Source organism: Capsulimonas corticalis (assembly GCF_003574315.2).
GTDB lineage: Bacteria > Armatimonadota > Armatimonadia > Armatimonadales > Capsulimonadaceae > Capsulimonas > Capsulimonas corticalis.
In genome coordinates, this window is record NZ_AP025739.1 from 7,300,041 (window position 1) to 7,318,047 (window position 18,007).

At 66.1% G+C, this 18,007-nt stretch carries 12 protein-coding genes; all 12 read right to left on the reverse strand.

Features of this window, described 5'->3' with window-relative positions; translation table 11 throughout:
• Positions 1-26: 26 nt before the first annotated feature.
• The 12 genes from D5261_RS31810 to D5261_RS31865 all read right to left on the reverse strand — a co-directional run bounded on the left by D5261_RS31810 (position 27) and on the right by D5261_RS31865 (position 18,003).
• Positions 27-1,991 (reverse strand): ATP-binding protein, encoded by a 1,965-nt coding sequence (locus tag D5261_RS31810; protein ID WP_119321791.1) that lies wholly within the window; start codon positions 1,989-1,991, stop codon positions 27-29.
• The gene (locus D5261_RS31815) at positions 1,966-2,580 is read right to left on the reverse strand and encodes a Pvc16 family protein (protein ID WP_119321792.1); all 615 of its coding nucleotides are present in this window, start codon (positions 2,578-2,580) and stop codon (positions 1,966-1,968) included. The genes D5261_RS31810 and D5261_RS31815 overlap by 26 nt, the downstream gene beginning before the upstream one ends.
• Positions 2,581-2,626: 46 nt before the next feature.
• Complete coding sequence (locus tag D5261_RS31820) at positions 2,627-5,122, reverse strand: hypothetical protein (protein WP_119321793.1); 2,496 nt, start codon at positions 5,120-5,122, stop codon at positions 2,627-2,629.
• 13 nt (positions 5,123-5,135) lie between these two features.
• Positions 5,136-7,487, reverse strand: a complete 2,352-nt coding sequence (locus tag D5261_RS31825; RefSeq protein WP_119321794.1) for a COG1470 family protein — start codon at positions 7,485-7,487, stop codon at positions 5,136-5,138.
• 343 nt (positions 7,488-7,830) lie between these two features.
• Complete coding sequence (locus D5261_RS31830; RefSeq protein ID WP_165864245.1) at positions 7,831-8,994, reverse strand: DUF4159 domain-containing protein; 1,164 nt, start codon at positions 8,992-8,994, stop codon at positions 7,831-7,833.
• A gap of 80 nt (positions 8,995-9,074) precedes the next feature.
• On the reverse strand, positions 9,075-10,166 hold the full coding sequence (locus D5261_RS31835) for a phage tail protein (protein WP_119321796.1): 1,092 nt from the start codon (positions 10,164-10,166) through the stop codon (positions 9,075-9,077).
• Positions 10,167-10,252: 86 nt separating this feature from the next.
• Positions 10,253-12,364, reverse strand: coding sequence for a putative baseplate assembly protein (locus tag D5261_RS31840; RefSeq protein WP_119321797.1), 2,112 nt, complete (start codon positions 12,362-12,364; stop codon positions 10,253-10,255).
• Positions 12,365-12,370: 6 nt separating this feature from the next.
• Positions 12,371-12,778 carry a GPW/gp25 family protein gene (locus D5261_RS31845; protein WP_119321798.1) on the reverse strand — a complete coding sequence of 136 codons (408 nt, stop codon included), beginning with the start codon at positions 12,776-12,778 and terminating at the stop codon, positions 12,371-12,373.
• A gap of 265 nt (positions 12,779-13,043) precedes the next feature.
• Entirely contained in the window at positions 13,044-15,026 is a 1,983-nt protein-coding gene (locus D5261_RS31850; protein WP_119321799.1) for a VgrG-related protein, read from the reverse strand.
• A gap of 12 nt (positions 15,027-15,038) precedes the next feature.
• Positions 15,039-15,689, reverse strand: coding sequence for a CIS tube protein (locus tag D5261_RS31855; RefSeq protein WP_119321800.1), 651 nt, complete (start codon positions 15,687-15,689; stop codon positions 15,039-15,041).
• 18 nt (positions 15,690-15,707) lie between these two features.
• Positions 15,708-17,501 carry a hypothetical protein gene (locus D5261_RS33680; protein ID WP_245992550.1) on the reverse strand — a complete coding sequence of 598 codons (1,794 nt, stop codon included), beginning with the start codon at positions 17,499-17,501 and terminating at the stop codon, positions 15,708-15,710.
• 7 nt (positions 17,502-17,508) lie between these two features.
• Positions 17,509-18,003, reverse strand: a complete 495-nt coding sequence (locus D5261_RS31865) for a phage tail protein (protein WP_119321801.1) — start codon at positions 18,001-18,003, stop codon at positions 17,509-17,511.
• Between the last annotated feature and the right edge of the window lie 4 nt (positions 18,004-18,007).

The following is an 18,007-nucleotide window of genomic DNA, read 5'->3' on the forward strand; positions in this document are numbered from 1 at the left end:
CGCGGCGGCGCGATACACTCTGATGATTATACCCATCCCGCGACTTCCGAGTCCGTGAGCGTTTTGTCGAGTTTCGCATACTCGGACTGCGCCGCGCGCAGGGCGTGCGCCATGCCGATCGGCGTCCCCTCATCGGCGGCGAGAAAGGCGGCGTTCAGGGCGATGTTTCGAATATTGCCGCCCGCCATCGTGAGCCGCGCCAGCTTTTGCGCGTCCAGCCCCTCGGTGGGCGCACCGGCGGGGAAGACGCGGCGCCAGATCTCGGCGCGCTGTACGGGATCGGGGAACGGAAACTGCACCACAAAGCGCAGGCGACGCAGAAACGCGGTGTCCAGCGAGCTTTGCAGGTTGGTGGTGAGAATGGCGAGCCCGCGATACGACTCCATGCGCTGAAGCAAATAGCTGACTTCGATGTTGGCGTAGCGGTCGTGGCTGTCCTTGACTTCGCTGCGCTTGCCGAAGAGCGCATCGGCTTCGTCGAACAGCAGCACCGCCCCGCCCTCTTCGGCGGCGTCAAAGACTCGTTTCAAGTTCTTCTCCGTCTCGCCAATATATTTGCTCACGACGGAGCTCAGATCGATGCGATAGAGATCCAGTCGCAGCTCACGCGCGATCACCTCGGCGGCCATCGTCTTGCCGGTGCCGCTGGAGCCGGCGAACAGCGCGCTCACTCCCAAGCCGCGCGTTCCCTGCGCGGCGAAGCCCCAGGTCTCATAGACCGTGGCGCGCTGACGGACATGGGCGGCGATATCGCGCAGGATCAGCCGCTGGGCCTCAGGCAATACAAGATCGTCCCAGCAGGCGCTGCCCTCAATGCGCTGCGCCAGATCGTCCAGGCGCGGACGCGCCTGCGTGCGGCAGGCGTCCCAGAGCGCTTGTTTGATCGCCGCCGGGTCGGCGTCGACGGCGGCCCCGATCTGCGCCAGCGCCGAGGCGCTCGCCGTACGGATTGTCCGCGCGCCGATGTCGAACTGCGACGTCAGAAGCTCAACATGCCCGTTCAGCGCGTAGGCGTCTCCTAAGGCGCCGCGCCACAGGGCGCGCTGCTCGTCGACGGTCGGCTTGCGGACATCGAAGGAAACGGCGGGGCGCACCCGCAGGGTTCGCCGCTCGCGCGCGGCGACAAACACGATCCCCGGCGCACGCTCGATCAGCCGTGTGACGGCGGCGCCGCGCGCCGTCTCCGAGCCATCGAGATCGTCGCAGTCCACGAGCAGCGCGCCGCCGCTGAGCGCGGCTTCGCGTTCCCAGAGCCGCAGGATCGGCTCCCAATCCCCCAGGCTCGCGGGAAGGGCGTCCGGGGCGATTACGCTGAGGGTCCGCCCCACGGCGATGGCGGCGGCGTGCGCGACGGCGAACTTGGCGTCTCGGTCATCGCCGCAGAGCTGAATGACGGGCAGGACATCGCCGCCGTTCGAGGCGGTCCAGGCCGCGACGATCTGATCGACCAGCGCTTGATGGGACGGAACCAGATCGCCCGCGCGCCGGACCGGTTCGATCATCCCGGCAAGGCGCTCCTCGGGAGATTCGACGCCCGTCAGAAAGTGCAGCACCCGCTCCTGGATTTGAATCGGCGCGGAGGTCAGCGCGCCGCCGGAACCCAGATCGATCAAACGCGCGCGGCGCAGCGGCGCCGTCGGCGCCAGGGCGTTCCAGTGGGCGTCCGGCAATGCGGCCAGCGCCAGGCTAAAGGTGGGATAAGCGCGCGCGGCGTCGCCCTGCGCCGACGCGCACAGCGCCGCCCACCCGGCGGACAGCTCCATGCCGGCGCAAAGCATCAGCGTGTCGCGCTCAAACGCCGACAGGCCGAAAACGCGGCAGAGATGGTCGAGCGCCGAGCCGCCTTCGGAGATGTCCCCCTCGGCGAGCTCTGGAACGGCCTCGCCGCCCTTGGCGACGGCGACATGGCGCTCCAGCGCCGCGCGCACACGCGCGAGCGCCGCCGTCAGCGACCGCTGATTTTCTTCATGCCACCGATTCGCCTGGCTCATTTTGTATCGCCACCATGACTTTATAGACCGCCGAGGGACGGAACCGCGCCTGAAGCGTTGTCCACAGCCGCGAAACTTCGTCGAGGTTCATCGCCTGCGGCAGGATCTTGATCTGCTCCAGCCGCTCCATCAATTGAGGATCGGCCAGGGTCGCCGCCATCGGATTGATCACTCGCCCGCCCTTCGTGGAGGAGAGGGTCTTCAAAATCGTCGCAATCGCGTCGCGAGTCAGCGTCCCCTGCTCGCTCAGCAGCGTCAGCACCGCCCCAAGAAGCACTTCGATCTGCAAGTCCTGCGCCCCGTACGCCGTCACCAGATAGTGCAGCTCGACATTCGTGGGATACCCCGCGCCCGCCGCATCGCCTTCCGCGTGCCGGCTCTGCGAATAAAGCCCCTTCGGCTGCACGTGATACAGAAACAAATTGATCTGCGGCTTCTCATCCGCCCCGGTCGTGATCCGATCCGGCGACGACGCCGACACAACCGCATCGCCGCCGATACTGGTGGAGACGGCCCGATCGACCAGCCCATTCTCGATAATGTTCTTAAGAATGGCCGTCACCGAAGCCAAGATCAAACTATGCGCCATGGCGTTTCTCGTTTCTTGGCGTGGCCCTGCTGCTCGGCAAAGCGCCCTATCGCCCAATCCGATTGATCAAGTTCTGAGCGTCCGTGGCGACGGAGTCTCCCGGCGAGGCCCACTTAAGCGACTGTTTTAGCTGATCGGCGGCCTGGTTCTTTTGCCCGCTGTTATACAGCGACACCCCGTTGTTGTAGTATGAGAGCGCGAGACTGTGTTTCGTGAAAGGATCGTCGGGCTTGACGGTCAGCGCCTGCAAGCGCATTTTGATTGCGTCGTCATACCGCTGGCTGCGCCCGGCTTCCGTCGCCTCATTGTTCAGGGTGGTCACGAGGCCGTCGCGCGCTTTGCTGTTGTTAGGATCGAGCTGGACCGCCTGCTGCAGAAGATTGACGGCGTCGGCGTACTGCCCCTGGCTGCTGAGGTCGTAACCCTGTCGCGTCAGATCCATCGACTTGGCGGGATCCGTCGAACCTGTCGTGGTGGTCGCCCCGCTCCCATTATTTGAGACCACATGCGTGGGCGGGTTCTGATGCGCCAGCGCGTCGCGCCGGGCCTTTGCGGCGGCGGCCGCGGCGGCGCGCTGGGCGGCGAGGCGCTGCTGGGCCGCAAGGCGGGCCTGGGCGGCCGCCTGCGCCTGCGCGGCGGCCTCGGCTTGCATTTGGGCTCGGCGGCGGGCGATTTCGGCGGCGGCCGCAGCCTGTGCGGCCGCCGTGCGCTGCTTGGCCGCTTCGGCGGCGAGCTGTTGATTCCCCGGGTTGTTCTGCGCCTGCTGGTTCGCCGCCTCGGACGCTTTGGCGGCGCTGGCCGCCTGCGCCGCAGCCTGCGCCTTGGCGGTTTCGGCGGCCGCCTGGGCGTCGGCGTTCTTCTTCGCCGCGTCGGCCGCCGCCTGCGCGGCGGCTTTTTGCGCGTCGGCGTCCTGCTTGGCGCGCACGGCGGCCATCGGGTCGCCAATGTTGACCGAACCGCTGGCGAGGATCGGCTTGTTGTCCGAGGAGTAAACGCCGACGGACAGCGGACCGGGCGGCGTGGCGCGCGGAATGGAGACGGTGATGGTGTCGTCGGTCCACTTCAGCGGGGTCGCGGGCTCGCCGCCCAAATAAATCTTGCCCTGTGGGGACAGCCCCCCGCCGCGCAGCTCCAGGGCGTCGCCGGGCATAAACTGCCGGCTCGGCAGGGCTAAAAACGCATTGCCCTGCACGACGACATGCGGGGGACTGCCGACCTGGATATCGATGTTGGAGGCCGACGCGGGCAGGACAGGCGTCAAGAACGGCAGGAAGCGCACGAAGCGCTGCACGGAAAGCCGGGCCTTCTTGCCGTCCAGGTCATTGGGCACGGTTACCTGGGCGCGGTGCACGTCGGTCCCATACTTAACCGGCGTCTCCTCGCCGTTCAGCATGATCTTCGATCCCGGTAGCCACTCCCCCTTGACCGGCAGCAGCCCGCCGGCCTGAACCTGGGTGCTGAGCGGCTCGATGCGGACATTGTTGTGCCAGACGTCCTCGTACATCACGACGAGCAGGTTGAAGCCGACCACCAGACCGATCACGGTCATCATGAGATTGCGCAGGGCGCCGTCGCTTCGGGTGAAGAAATCGGTCAGCTTCGCCGGGATCGGCGGGCAGTAGTTAAGCGCGCGGTCTCCGGGCAGGCGCTGCGATTCGTCGGTATCGCGCGCGACCACGGCGCCCCACCCTTCGTATGAGGCGTCGGTCAGCGGCGGCGCGACCGACGGCGCATCGACACGGATCGCGCTGAGCATGATCGACTGCGCCGTGACCGGACCTCGGAAGATCTTGAGACGCGTGGCGGCTTTTAAAGGTACGGTGCGCTGCACGCCCATGCGCGGCTCATCGCCGTCCGCGCCGCCCAGCATCTCCCCCGGCTCCGGCGGCGGCACCGCCAGCAGCACGGCGGGCGCCTCCAGCAGCAAATCCTTCGGCCTGGGGATCTGGAGATCGCAGTAGAGCCAGTCGTTGCTTTCGTTCGTGACGACGACTTCGAACTCGGACGTGCGGCGCAGCAGGCCGACGCGCGGCTGCTCGGGCGCCATGTCGATCGCCCATTTATAAAATGGACGGATCACCGCGACCGCCGGCAGCTTCGCCACGCGCTCGCCGCGCCGGCCCGGCGCGGCGGCGCCGACAATCTGCGTCTCGACCTCGACGATATAGTGGTAAAGCCCCGCCCGCGCCTCGGGCGTCTGCGGAACGCTGAAACGCAGCAGAACATCGCGCGTCCCGCCGCGCGGGACATACAGCTTGACCCAGCGGTCATGCGGACCGCGCTGGTCGGGCTTGCCGGCCGGCGGCGCGTTCTCGGCCTTGTCGCGGCTGGGGGGGAGCGCGACGATCGAACACCAGCCGTCCTGCCAGAACGGCTCCTCGCAGCGGATCTTGACCGTGTAGGCGTTCTCGCGCGAGGTCGTGTTCGTGAGGCGCACGACGGCGCTGCCGGGAATGGGCTGGGTCTCCGGGATCGGCCAGACCGGCGGGCGCATCCCCGGCCGGCCCGGAACGATTTCGACTTCGGAATGGAGCAGTTTCAATTCGGCGATCTCCTTACTGCCCGCTCGTGAGGTTGACGGAGACGACCGGCCGGCTGGCGTCGGTCGTCACAAAGACGATTCGGTCGGCGGCGCCCGCCGGTCCATTGGGATTGCGGCGAATCAGCCAGTGCTCCACCCCGCCCTGCTCGATCGAGCCCGAGTTCTTGATATACGAGAACTGGAACGGCGACGTGTCCTGCAGCCCCTTGGTCAGCCACCAGTCGATCCGCGTCGACTGCGGCGACATGTTGCGCAGGTCCAGCCGCGCATAGCCCTGAGACGGAACGACGAGGTTCACATCTGGCCCCGTCAGCGGCTGATGCGTGACGGCGTCGGTGACCAGCAGCGGCGTATCGCCGCGCGTGAACACGAACGAAACCACCGCGTCTCGGTCCGCTCCGCCGATCAATCGGCTGATCCGATAATTGTTCGTCACCTTACGATCCTGGTTGCTGACCGCCACTTGATCGTCATAGGTTCCGCCGCCGACCTGGACTTTGCTCAGGATCGGTTTGTCTCCGTTTTGTCCCGTGAGGCGCAGCAGCGCCAGCGGAGCCGCTTTCCAGTGAAGCGACAGGTCCTTCTTCTCTCCGGCGGGATTCACCACCCAGTACTGCCCCGCTTCGTCCTGATACGCCCCCGGAACCTCCAGCGACGACGCGCCGCCGGAAAGATAGATCATCAGCAGCAGTAAAATCGGGACAAAGACAAACCAGGGAAACGGGAGAATACGCCAGCGGCTCGCGGTCAGGTCGACCGTATTGCCCGGCTTGCCTCCGTTCGACGGGTCCGTGACGGGCGCGGCGCTGACGCGCACGGTGTGGGATTCCCGGAATCCAAACCACCAGATCCCCCGGCGGCGCAGACGCAGACGGATCGAAATCGGCTGCGGCGCGCGTCCCGACGCCGGCGAACGCAGGGTGTCCAGTTCCCGGTCGAACAAATAGCGCCACTGCGCCGTTTCGTAGAGGAACTCCGGCCCCGCCGCCGGCTCGGCGGCGTTCGTACGGGCCGCCGGCGACTTCACCGCGATCCGAAACGCCGTATCGGCGTTTCCGGCGCTGTCCACGGTCAATGGAAAATCGACGTCGCACCCGGTCGGCCCAACACTCACCGAGGCGGCCTTCGCCGCGAGCCGCACGGCCGGAGTCGCCAGCACGGACAGCACGAGGGACACCGGCGTGAGCGTCCCGCCCTGCAATCCCACGGTCACCAGAAACGGATAATCGCCGGGTTCGGCGTTCTTCGGCGGCGTCAGCCGAATGGAGACTTCCCCACGACCGTTGCGCGTCAGGTTGACCTGATCCTGCACCAGCGAGATCCAGCCGAGCTCCAGCGACCGGTCCTCGTCCAGAATATACGTCCGCTCCTGCGCGCTGTCGTTGACGAAGGTAAACCGCACCCATTTCGTCTCGCCCGGGCAAAGCGCGATGACCGTCCCATCCAGAGGATCGACAATCGACGGCTCGGCCGGCTCAGCCTCATCGTCCTCGTCGTGCGGTTCATCTTCCTCACGGCGCGGCTTGGGATCGTAATCGATCACCGGCAGCAGGTCTTCCTGCGGCGGCGGCTTCACGGAAGGCGGCGGCGTGACAATCGGCGCCGATTCGAGGACCGGCTCCGCAACAGGCTCCCGCGCCACGGCAATTGTCTCCACGATCGGCTCGCGCACGATCGGCCTGGCCTCCACAACCGGCGGTGGCGGCGTCAGGGGTGTTTCGACGACGGGCTCGCGCACGACCGGCGGCTCGTTCACCGGCTCCATCACGACCGGCGTCACGATCGCAGACTCCGCGACGACCGACGGCGCGCTGACAGATGCTTCCACTGTATTCGTCTGCGACTGCACGGCCGCTTTCTTCGCCGCCGGCTTCCGAGCGCGCTTCACCGGCGCCGCCTCGGTCTCCCCGTCCGCTTCTGTATTGGGCGCGATCTCCGCTGCGACCGTCTCCGCTGCGGCCACCGGGTCCGACATGACCGGCGGGACTTCCACCCGCGCGGGCGTGACACGCAGGATCAGCGACGCCGGGCCGGAGCCGACCACCGCGCCCCCGGAGATCATCGATACCTGAAACGGATAATCGCCTGGCGCGGCCTCGCGCGGCGGCGTCAGCGTGAGGCGAACGCACCCGCTTCCGGACGCCGCCGCCCAAGCCGAGCACGGCTCGCCGACGCCGGTCGCCCAATCCGGCGACGGCAGTCCCTCGGCCTGAAGATGGAATCCCGCGACATCCGGGCTGTCGTTCACAAAATCCCACTCCGCCTCAATCTGACCGCCCGCGGCGACCGTCAGCACCGCCCCGCCGCCCGCATTGCGGACCAAGGCCGGCTGCGAATCACCCGCTGTATCTACTGGAAGCGCCAACTCGATCTCCTTAAATGCACTTGCTCATCCTGCCGTTGTAACCTACTTGACGAGGCCAGCTGGGCCTTTGCGCATACTTCCTCGGCAAGCCCACCTCCGCGCTGCGGGACAGCCCCGGCCTTCGCGTACTCCTGGGCAAACCCACCCCGGCCCTTCGGGCCACCCCTCCCGCCGACGGGAAGGGTTATTAAAGAGCGTGTTATCGCAGGCGACTTTCGTCAGAGGCAATCTTACAAACCCTTCCCGCCGGCGGGAGGGGTGGCCCGAAGGGCCGGGGTGGGTTTGCCCAGGAGTACGCGAAGCGCCGAGGTGGGTTTGCTCGCCCCCCGCGCGGCTCCGCCCATTACCCCATCCCCGAAAGCTCCCGCACGCGCCGGCGCTGCGCGGCGAGGGCGACAACGTTCAATCCGAACTCCTGCGCTTGCCGGATCCGCTCGCGGGCGTCCACCGCGCCGGGGTCGGGGACGTCGCCTTGCCAGGCGCCGCCATAGTTGCGGTCGCCGAAGATCACGCCGGCGTTCAGGTCGGCTTGCAGGCGTCCCTTGGGGCCGCCCGGCGGAGCGGAAAAGACGTGATGCGACATCAGCAGGGGGTGGCCGGCGGCGACGTCTTTCAGATCGGCGCCCAGCTTGCCGGCCAGCTCCAGGAAACTGTTCGTGAACTCCTCACCGCCGCACGATTCGGCGAAGAGCAGGCCGCCTGAGTCGAGATAGCGGCGCACGCCGTCCACCTCGGCGTCGGCGAGCGGCTGGAAGCCTTGAGCGCCGGCGACATAGACCAGCGCGGGATCAGCCGGACCGAAGGACGGCGCGCGCAGGTTGAGTGGGCCGGTGAACGCCAGATGGAAGCCACACCCATTGCCCTCGCGCACGAGGTTCCAGAGGCCGGCCCGATTCGGGTTCCACGCCGATGCGCCCGTTTTGGGCACATAAGACAGCTCGCCGACCCCAATGTCCGCGAAGCAGTGCGGGAAAGCGATGGGCCGGTAGAGCAGGTTGATCTCATCGCTCGCCGGCGTGAACGCTTTAGCGGCGTCCCGGATAGGCTTTTCCGGGCCGGAGCGAAAGATCCGCGCGAGCTCTAAGTAAGGCGTCGCCGGCAGCTCTTTCGTCTGCTTCAAGTCGCGCCCTTCCACCTCCCGATAGAACTGCTGCCCCCCGCCTACCGTGACGGCCGAGTTGCGGTCGGCGGCGCGCAGGAACGACAGCACGATATAGATCTGCCTCGGCTCCTCAATGGTGAACGAGACCGGCTGCTCCAGAACGATCGTCTGCCCATTCGAATCGATCGCCACGCCGGGCGCGACGACGATGGTGCGCTCCGTGACCTTCGACGCCACGACCTCCAGGCCGAACACAATCCCCGGCCGGTGCGCGGCGACGGCGTGCAGATGCCGGTGCAGCGAGTGGTGGTTATGCGCCTCGCGCCAGATCTCCGCATCGATCGGCAGTTCGTTGAACGGCCGGATGCCGGTGATGCTCCGTGTGATAATTTCTTCCAGCGGCATATTTGTTCCTTGTAAGGGGAGGCCCTCATCCCCCATCCCCTTCTCCCAGGATTGGGAATGGGGGATGAGGGCTATTCCGTTCACTCCGCCCGATGCACGATCCTCAAATCATACGCCGCATGCGCGGGCTTTTCGCTTTCAATGATATCGCGCACGATCCGTTCGTTGACCGCGCGCGGGTTCGGGACGGCGAGCGTGACGACGAAGGTGTGCGCGCCGACGCCGCCGAGCAGGGTGTCCTTGCCCAGCAAAGACGTCGGGCCAAGGCGCATGCCGGTGAACGGCTGGTCTTCGATGCGCGGGATCGTCCCCGTGTAGATCTCTAAGTAGCGCGACAGGCCGCGCCGGGTGCCGCGCCATCGGTAGAGGTCCACGGCTTCGCGGATCAGGCGGCGGCGCTTGAGCTCGGGCCAGTTCTCGTCGAGCGCCAGCGAAACCCAGCCGGCCAGCCACGGCAGGAAATCCGCCGGCGTCTGCTGCAAATCGAAAAGCCGCTCGCGGCGGTTCAGCAGGTTTTGCAGCGGCTCGCTCGCGTCTTCAAAGCCGCGCAGAAAGCGCGTGAAGAACGGCGGGTCTTCGTAGGGCGCAAAACGAGCGTTCGGGCTGACGGAAGGGCCGGCGTAAATGGCGGGCAGCAGATCCAGCAGGCTGGCGGGCGGGTGCGTCAGGCGCAGCCGGCCGGGCGTATCGGTTATCCGCGAGTCGCCCACGTCCGTCACGACCACGGTAAAAGGGTAATCCCCGGTCCGCGTCACGCCGTCCAGCACCGGCAGAAACTCCAGCGTCACCGACCGCTGCTCACCGGGCAGCAGCAGCAGGGTCAGCGCCGAACCGTCCTCGCTGAGAACATCCTGGGCGTCGAGAGCGCCCCCGCCCTGGATCTCCGGCGCGCGGCGGACGGCGTAGGTCCAGCGCGCCCAGCGTCCGTTCCAGGACGCCGCCTCGCTTTGCACGGTCAGGCGCACGATGCGCAGGCGCGTATCTCGCGACCAGAGCGAGACCATGGCGCCGGGCGACGCCTGCGTCCGATGCCAGAGCGACGCGGCGGAGCCATCGGGCTTTTGCTCGGCGCGCAGCGGGACATCCAATTCGTCCGGGATCAGATTGAGATCGATCCCGAAATCGGCGGCGCGGCGCGCGGGCTGAGATTGAGTTTCCGGCGTGTCGTTCATAATACTTTTGCCTGAGGACCAACCACTGCGCTTTGCTCCATCTGTTCTCCGAGCGACCTACCCTGGCCCAAAGGGTCGGGGGCAGGTCAGTCCTCTGTCCCCACGGCGGACATGGGCCGCACCCGGATCCGATGCTCGCGGGTGCAGAGGAGTTCGTGCTCGTTCACGCGGACGCCCTGCGTGATATCGATGCGCTCCTCCTGAGTGAGCAGGCCCTCGCCCGCATTGGCGAGGCGGGAGACGAAGATCTTGGCGTCCAGCAGAAAAGCCACCCCATGCGCCGCCTGGACCTGGGCGTAGATATCGGAAAGCGTCAGGGTCAGGCGGAACGGCCAGCCGTCGCCGTTTGGACCACCGCGCAAAGGGTGGATAAAATCTTCAAGACGAGCCTGGACGGACCGGCGGACCTGGGAAGCGTCGGCCTTTGGGTCGGCGACCAGTGTGATCTCGGTGGAGACGAAGACATAATCGGGCTCGCCGACTTCCAGCACCGTCGTCAGCAGGCGGCGCTCGTCGAGATACGCCGTCACATCGCGGCGGACACGTTCGGAGACGCGCAGGTCCGCCGGTCTTGGGACCGGCACATCGCCGGCCAGGGACGGCACAAGCAAGACCCGAACGACGCCGGGCGGGATATTGCCGGCGTCGTGGACGGCGCGCGGCTGGACGCATTGCGCGCGGCCGACGCCCGAGGAAGCGCGGCGGGCAAGATATTCGTAGTCCTCGGCGGTGACGGCGCGGTCGCGCATGCGCAGGATCGTCTGCCCGCGCATCTTCGCCCGGTCTAGCGATTCCTGCTCGCGCCCACCCTCGGCGCGGCGCGGATTGCTCACCGTGGAGACATAAGGGATCGAGCTTTTCAGCACGGTCAATTGATCGGGGGCAACGTTGCCGCGCACGCCGCCGCCGTAGCGGTACGACGTAAACGTCACCGTCAATCCCTTCGCCGGGATCGCGCCGTGCTGAAGCGTCGACCCATCGGGCTGCGGGACATTGGGGCCAAAGAAGATCTCACCGGTCAGCGAGTCGCAGACGAAGTGACGGTCATCGGGTCCGCTGTCCGCGAAGTCCAAAACCTCCGTCCAGGGGTCGAGCTCCGCGTGGGGCATTCCCTGCTCGCCGACGGCGACCGTCTCTCCGGGCCGGCGCGGCAGGATCGGGGCGTGGCCGAGCGAGAACACCTGGCCGGGAAGCCCATCGCTCTGGCCGATGTCCTTCCAGGCGATGACGCTGCAGTTGCTCGCCGGCGCCGAGCCGCCGATGGTGCGGGCGGCAATCGACCGGATCTCCGGCGATTTCTGATAGATCGCCGGCGTACGCCGCTCCGGGCCGCGCGGCGGCAGGTCGGGAGTATAGACGCAGCGCACCCAGTAGGCGCGCCGGCCGCCGAGCCAGCGCGACGACAGCCCGAACGGCATCGCCAATTCGATCAATCCCGAAGGCTCGTCGCCCTTGGGCATTCCCGGCGGACGGTTAAAGCCATAGGTGGTGTCGCGCGGGATGTCCAATGCCCGCCACCGGCTATCCTCGCCGTCCCAAATCTCCCAGCGCTGCGCCGGATAGTCTTCGTCCAACCCCACCGCCGCCGACTGCACCGCGCCGACTTCCAGTTCGATCAGGTTCCCGGACACATCGGCGTCGAACCCCAGATACAGGGCGTCGCCTTCGCGCGGCGACGGGCTGAAGATTGGAAAGCTGTTTTCCCCCGGCGCGAACTCGCGCGCGCCGGGCAGCGTGTTGGGATCGCTGTCGGTTCGGGACGCCAGAACATGCGCCAGACGCGGACGCACCATGCGCAAGTCCGTATCCGTCGCGAACTCCACGGCCTCATCCGTCTCCGTGCGCACCGTGGCGGCGACGGTGTCGTTCGCGCGCAGGGTTCGCTCGAACGCCTCCTCGCCGTCCTGATCCTCAATGGGGCGCGACAGCCGAAAGCGCAGATCGGTCAGCGCCGGGCTCGGCGGCTCCAGCGACACGCCGATCATCTCCAGAAATTTGATATAGTTCTTCTCTGGGACCTGGTTGAGACGGTAAAGCGTCATCTCCGTCATATAGGCGAACAATTCGATCAGCGTGACGCCTGGATCGGAGACGTTGTGATCCGTCCACTCCGGGCAGCGCCGTCCGATCTGCTGTTTGACGTCGTTGACGATCTCCTGAAATTTGCGGTCGTCCAGGTTCGGAGACGGCAGGGACATACTCGATTACTCCTCGTCGGGACTGACGTAAAACGGAAAGACCAGATTGCGATCGGCGTTGGTCGCATGGATATGATAGGCAATGCTGATCAGCAGCCGCTCCGGGTTCTCCGGGTCTGGCGCCGCATGGACTTCCTTCACCTCAATACGCGGCTCATACATCTCCACCGCCTCCTGCGCATAGCGCCGGGCCAACCCCGCCGTCGTGGCGTCATTGGGCGCGAACTGCAGCGAGAACAGCTCCGAACCAAAATCGGGACGCATCGCGCGCTCACCCTTGCGCGTCATCAAAATGATCCGCAGCGCCTCAGCGACATCCTGCTCCTGACTGACGAGCTCGATCTGCCCCCGCGAGTCCAGCTGCGGCGGGAATTTCCAGCCGGCGCCTAAAAAATCTTTCGTTGGATCGGGCATTGGTTTCTTTCCGCGACTGCGTGGTCGGCCCTCCCGTGGCAAACCCACCCCCGGCCTTCGGCCGACCCCTCCTGGGCAAACCCACCCCGGCCCTTCGGGCCACCCCTCCCGCCGACGGGAAGGGTTAGTATGATTGCCTCGTACGAAAGCCGCTTTCGCTATTTGTCCGAATAACCCTTCCCGCCCGAGGGAGGGGTCGGCCGAAGGCCGGGGGTGGGTTTGCCACGGGAGGGCCGGGGTTACGTCACACGGACGGCCTTCACTCCTACGGTATCGGTATCGGCACCCCATTATTAATAATCAGACCGGTCACCGGGATTGTGGGCGCGGTGACCGCAATCGCGCCGCCGGCGGTGACGGCGGCCGCGCCGCCCACGGTGAGCACGGCGGCTCCGGCGGATTGGATCGTCAGGGCGCCGCCGACCGATTGGGTGACCGCGCCGCCGACGGTCTGGGTTAGGACGCCGCCGATGGATTGCGTCATCATCGCGGGCGTCGTCTCGTTGATGCCCATGGCGGCGGTGACGCTGAGCTGCTGCGCCGAGGTCAGCGAGATATTCCCGGCGGCGGTGACGCTGAAATCGCCCAGACAGGTCATGCTGATCGACTGGTCCATCGACGAAATCGTGATCTTATTCGCGCCGAACCTGTCCACGATCTCGATCTTGTCGCCGGAGTCGTCCAGCACGATCTTATGGCCCGACGTCGTCTGCGCCGTGATGTTCTTTTCTTTGTCGTTCAGCGTCAGATGGTGACCACCCGCCGTCGTCAGGCGCATCTCGCCTTTTCCATCGGTGTCATCCAGGAGGACGGTGTGACCGATGCGCGTCTGGATCGTGCGGCGGTTGACCTTGCCGCCGGAGATCGCCTTGCTGTTGCCCTCGACAGGCTTGTCCTTGCCGTTCCAGAGGGCGCCGATGATATAAGGACGCCGGATATCCCCGTGCTCAAAGGCCACCAGAACTTCGTCGTCCACTTCGGGCAGGAAGTAGAAGCCGCGCCCCGAGCCGGCCATCGGCGCGGACTGGCGCGCCCAGTAGCTGGTGTGGTCTTCGGTCAGCCAGGGATACTTTACCTTGACGCGGCCTAAATTTTCCGGGTCCACATTGTCCGTCACCAGGCCCACGACGATATTGCCGCCCATCGAGGCGCGCTTGCCGTTCCCGTCGCCCTGCAATAGGCCCAGCAGCGTCGCCGGATTCTTGCCGCTGATGGAGAACATCGTGGAGAAGCCCTCGGCCGGCGTGTACACATGCGTCGTCTCGCTCACTTGGTACTTGCCGCTGAAGCGCTTGCCGATATTCTTGATCTCCACCATCATGCCGGGCTTGAGGGTCGGCTGGCCGAAGCACAGGCCCTCCGCCTCCACGAAGCTTCCGCCGAGGTCGTCGCAAACGGACCGCGCCAGGTCGTCGGCCTCGGCCTGCGAATGGATGGGACGGTCGGCGACCACCATCTTCGCGGCGCCGAAGGCTTTGGAGGCGATCTCCCCGCCGGTCTTCGAATCCCCGATCTGCGGAACGCCCGTCGGGGTCTTGCTGGAGCCGACAATGGGCTGTTTGGTCTTCGGGTCCCAGCCGCGCACCACGACTTCGCTCACCTGCCGCCCCGCCGACGTGCGCGGGCGGAACGATCGCAGGTCCTTGCCCCACTCGATGGTGAGCGAGCTGGTTCCCTGGTCCTGGACCTTCTGAAAGTACAGATCTTTCTCGCCCTGCACAAACAATCGAAAGCCGTTGTACGCCGCCCGCTCGGTCAGAAACTCCCAGTTGGTCTGGTTGTTCTGGAAGACCCACTCATGGACCTGCGACGTATTGTCGGCATGGACCGTAAAGCCATCTTCCTCGGCGACTTTTTTGACGATATCCGTATCCTTCGCCTGCACGAACGACCGGCTCTTGCGGCCCCGGTGCAGGCGGTGCGAGCGATCCGAGCAGCGCAGAATCAAGGTCGGCGAGCCGTGGGCCGCCAGATCCATTTCCAGGGCGGTCACTTCGCCCTGGAAGATCGTCTTGAGCGGCAGGACATTTTCCTCACCCGCCAGGATCTCGACCGTGACGCCTTCCTTCACTTTATCGCTGTCCAGCCAGACGAATCCGTCATCATGAAGGCGCACCGTACAGAGATCGGGCAGGTGCAGACTGTTCTCCACCGTGCAGTCCAGCATCGCCTTAAGGACTTCCGGTTCTTGTTTGCCGTTCAGCTTCAGATCGAAGTGTGACAGATGGGACGGATCGGCGTTCGCCATGCGGCGTGCTCCTTACGAAAGCGGCGGGATGGAAAGCACCTGCCCCGGGCGCAGATTCCGCGGGTCGTCGAGATGGTTGTCGTCGGCGATCCGGCGCCAGTGGTTCGCGTCGCCATACTCCTGAAACGCGATCAGCGCCAGAGTGTCGCGCGGCTGCACCTCTCGCCGCTTGCGGCCGCCCTCGCCGTGGGATGTCGGGTTGGTCGGCTTCTTCTTGGCGTCGTCTTGCGCTTCCGTAAACGTCACGTCGGCCATCGCCCGCACTGGCGTGCCGTCCTCGCGGAACAGCGTGTAGTTGACGGACAGGCTCGCGACCACCGCCGTAAACTGCCAGTTCGGCCCCCACTGAAAGAGACACAGCGGCGGCCGCGACTTCTTGGTCACCGGGTGCTGTTTGTCTGAATAGATTAGCGCCAGCTCCCAGAGCATATCCACCGATGTCCGCACATCCGCGCCGTCCTCTTCAAAGACGTCGAAAAACAGCTTCATCTTGAGCGAGCGGGACTGCCCCCCGGTAAAGTCGATCTTCGGCACATTCTCGCCGGTATGCTCCTTCGACTTCCAGTTGTTGGTCTTGGCGATGGTGTACTCGGTCGGATTGAACAGACACTTGAATGTCTTTTTATTTTCCAGATTTTGCAGTGTCGCGGGCGCTAACGCCATCTCAATTTCTCCTTCGCATTACCGCCCCATGCGCTCGGCTTCATAGGCCAGACGCCGGCGGAGCAGTGACCAGACTTCGCTGGCGAGCAAGTTCACATCGTTGGCGCCGCCGCTTTCGGGCTCCGGCGTGTGGCCCGCCTCCGGCGACTGCGCGGGCGGCTCGGCGGGGTTGGCGCTCGCCATAATGGCTCCCGAGGGCGCGCTTCCTATCTCGGAACGCTGCATGAGCGTATGGGAGGCCGCCATCACGGCGGTGCGGTCGCGCGGCGGCAGCGGCATCTCGGGGACACGATGGTCCATGGCGTCCCGCTCGATGGCGACCGCCCGTGCGGGCAGGGGCATGCGCTCCGTCGCCAGCGCAGTGCGCATCGGCGCGACGACCGCAGCGCCGCCGCTGGCCGAGGAAACCGCGCGCACAGGTAAATGGGGAGGCGCCAACTCAATGCCAGAAGGCTCACCCGGACCGGAAGACGCTGGGAAGAGCGACAAAGGCAGGGCGACTCCAGACATCGAGGGATTCAATCTCGCGTCGCCGAGCGACGCCAGCGACGATGGAACGAATGGGCTGCGCGCGAGCACTCCCGGCAAAACGCTGTGCGGCAATCTTGGCAAGGCGCGCATCACCGGATCGATGACGAGGACCTCACGCAATATCGTCTCGGAGGCAAACGGCGCTTTGTTCTCCGAGATTGCGGCGACGTCCGGGGCGCGTCGGGTTGTTTCGTCAGACGGCGCAGGTGTTCGAGGCAGAACCATGGCGGGCGCAGTATCTGGGGATCGATACTCTGACGGCATTTGCTGAGGCGTTTCACGCTCCGCCAAGGGGGCCGGCGCCGGCTCCATCGACGGAGAAAGAAACGGCCCGTCGCGTTTCTCATCGACGGCTTGCGCGCTCGCCATGCTCGCCGGAGCATAGAAATCGCGATCTTCCGGCTGGGCCGGCGCCGTCGAAGAGGACGGCTCCGGTAAATTGGAAAACGTGGGCGGATGCGAAGCGAACTCGCGCCGCATAACGTCCGATGTCGGCAGCGGCGCGGGCGCATGCGTCCGCGCCATCGTATCGGCGGGAACGGAGGAAAAGCGCGGCGCGAGCGGCGGCATCGCAGGCGACGATGTCTCTGGCATTCTGATGCGGGGCGAAAACGATTCCGGTTCCGGCGTCGCCGGCTCCGGGGCGGAAACGCCGAGCCAGGAAACCGCAGGGATCGCCGCTCGGGAAAGCGGCAGATCGAGATCGGCGCGATACGCCTCGGCGATCGCCGGAAGCGGCGTTTCGGCGGAAGGTGCCGTGAGGGACGGTTTGGGCGTGACAAGGCTCGTCTGCCGGCGGGTAGAAATCTGGTCGGCGAGCGATTCACGGGGCGCAATTCGCGCGGTGGGCAGCGCAGGCGCGGGGGGACGCGGCGCAGCGGCTTCCGCGATTGCCGGCGCCGGTGAGCTTCTGGGAGGCTCCCGGTCCGGCGCGGCGAATGCGGCGTTCGGACGGCGCTCGTCGCGAACGGCGGTTTCGGAGAAAGGCGCGGCTGGCGCCGGCGCCGCTTCTACCGGCGTGGGAACTGGGGCATGGGAAAGCGGCAGCGCCGGCGCGGCGCGCTCCGATGCGGGACTGGGGCCGGTTCGCACGGCGGCTTGCGCGGAACCGAACTGGATGCGCCGGGCCAGGCGCACGGCGGCGCCTCCGGCTTGTCCCAGAGCGGCGACTCGCGCGCTGCGCTTCGGCGCGCCGGGCGCGCGGAGGCGATGCAGATCCCCGAGAAATCGAAGGATCGTCGCCTGCCCTCGTCCTGGTTGTAGGGGAGCCGCTTGCGCCATGAGTCTCTTACTGCGAAGGCACGATGCCTTCGAATGCGATCTCGACGGACTCCACGGCGACCGCGCCGGCGTCCGTCTTCAGATCCGGCCCCGTCCATTTGCACGGGTACGCCTTTTGCAGATCCCAGCGCCGAACTTCTTTCCCCGTCGGGCCATACACGACGATCGAGATATTCTGGCGCTTGATCTGACCGTTGATCGCCTTCATGTACCAGCGGTACAGGTCCTGCCCCTCGTCGAGCCCGCGCTTCAGCACGATGTTGTTGTACTTCACGCGGACCGGCAGCTTGTGCATGTAGGTGTTCAGGCCGCCTTCGGCGTACTCGAAGATCTCGGTTTGCGCGCCGAACCCTGTGCACTCGCGAAAGCCGGCGATCTCGATCTGACCGAGCTGAACCCAGAACCGCAGGCCCAGATGGCAATCGGTCGCACGGGACTTTTCGGCGGGGGCGTCTCCGCCGCCGGAACCGGCGGCGGGCGAGAGGATGACGGGACGAGCCATATCC

Coding starts and splice junctions, on each gene's coding strand:
- D5261_RS31810 (WP_119321791.1), bottom strand. CDS start 1,991: ATGAGCCAGGCGAATCGGTGGCATGAAGAAAATCAGCGGTCGCTGACG.
- D5261_RS31815 (WP_119321792.1), bottom strand. CDS start 2,580: ATGGCGCATAGTTTGATCTTGGCTTCGGTGACGGCCATTCTTAAGAAC.
- D5261_RS31830 (WP_165864245.1), bottom strand. CDS start 8,994: ATGCCGCTGGAAGAAATTATCACACGGAGCATCACCGGCATCCGGCCG.
- D5261_RS31835 (WP_119321796.1), bottom strand. CDS start 10,166: ATGAACGACACGCCGGAAACTCAATCTCAGCCCGCGCGCCGCGCCGCC.
- D5261_RS31840 (WP_119321797.1), bottom strand. CDS start 12,364: ATGTCCCTGCCGTCTCCGAACCTGGACGACCGCAAATTTCAGGAGATC.
- D5261_RS31845 (WP_119321798.1), bottom strand. CDS start 12,778: ATGCCCGATCCAACGAAAGATTTTTTAGGCGCCGGCTGGAAATTCCCG.
- D5261_RS31850 (WP_119321799.1), bottom strand. CDS start 15,026: ATGGCGAACGCCGATCCGTCCCATCTGTCACACTTCGATCTGAAGCTG.
- D5261_RS31855 (WP_119321800.1), bottom strand. CDS start 15,689: ATGGCGTTAGCGCCCGCGACACTGCAAAATCTGGAAAATAAAAAGACA.
- D5261_RS33680 (WP_245992550.1), bottom strand. CDS start 17,501: ATGGCGCAAGCGGCTCCCCTACAACCAGGACGAGGGCAGGCGACGATC.
- D5261_RS31865 (WP_119321801.1), bottom strand. CDS start 18,003: ATGGCTCGTCCCGTCATCCTCTCGCCCGCCGCCGGTTCCGGCGGCGGA.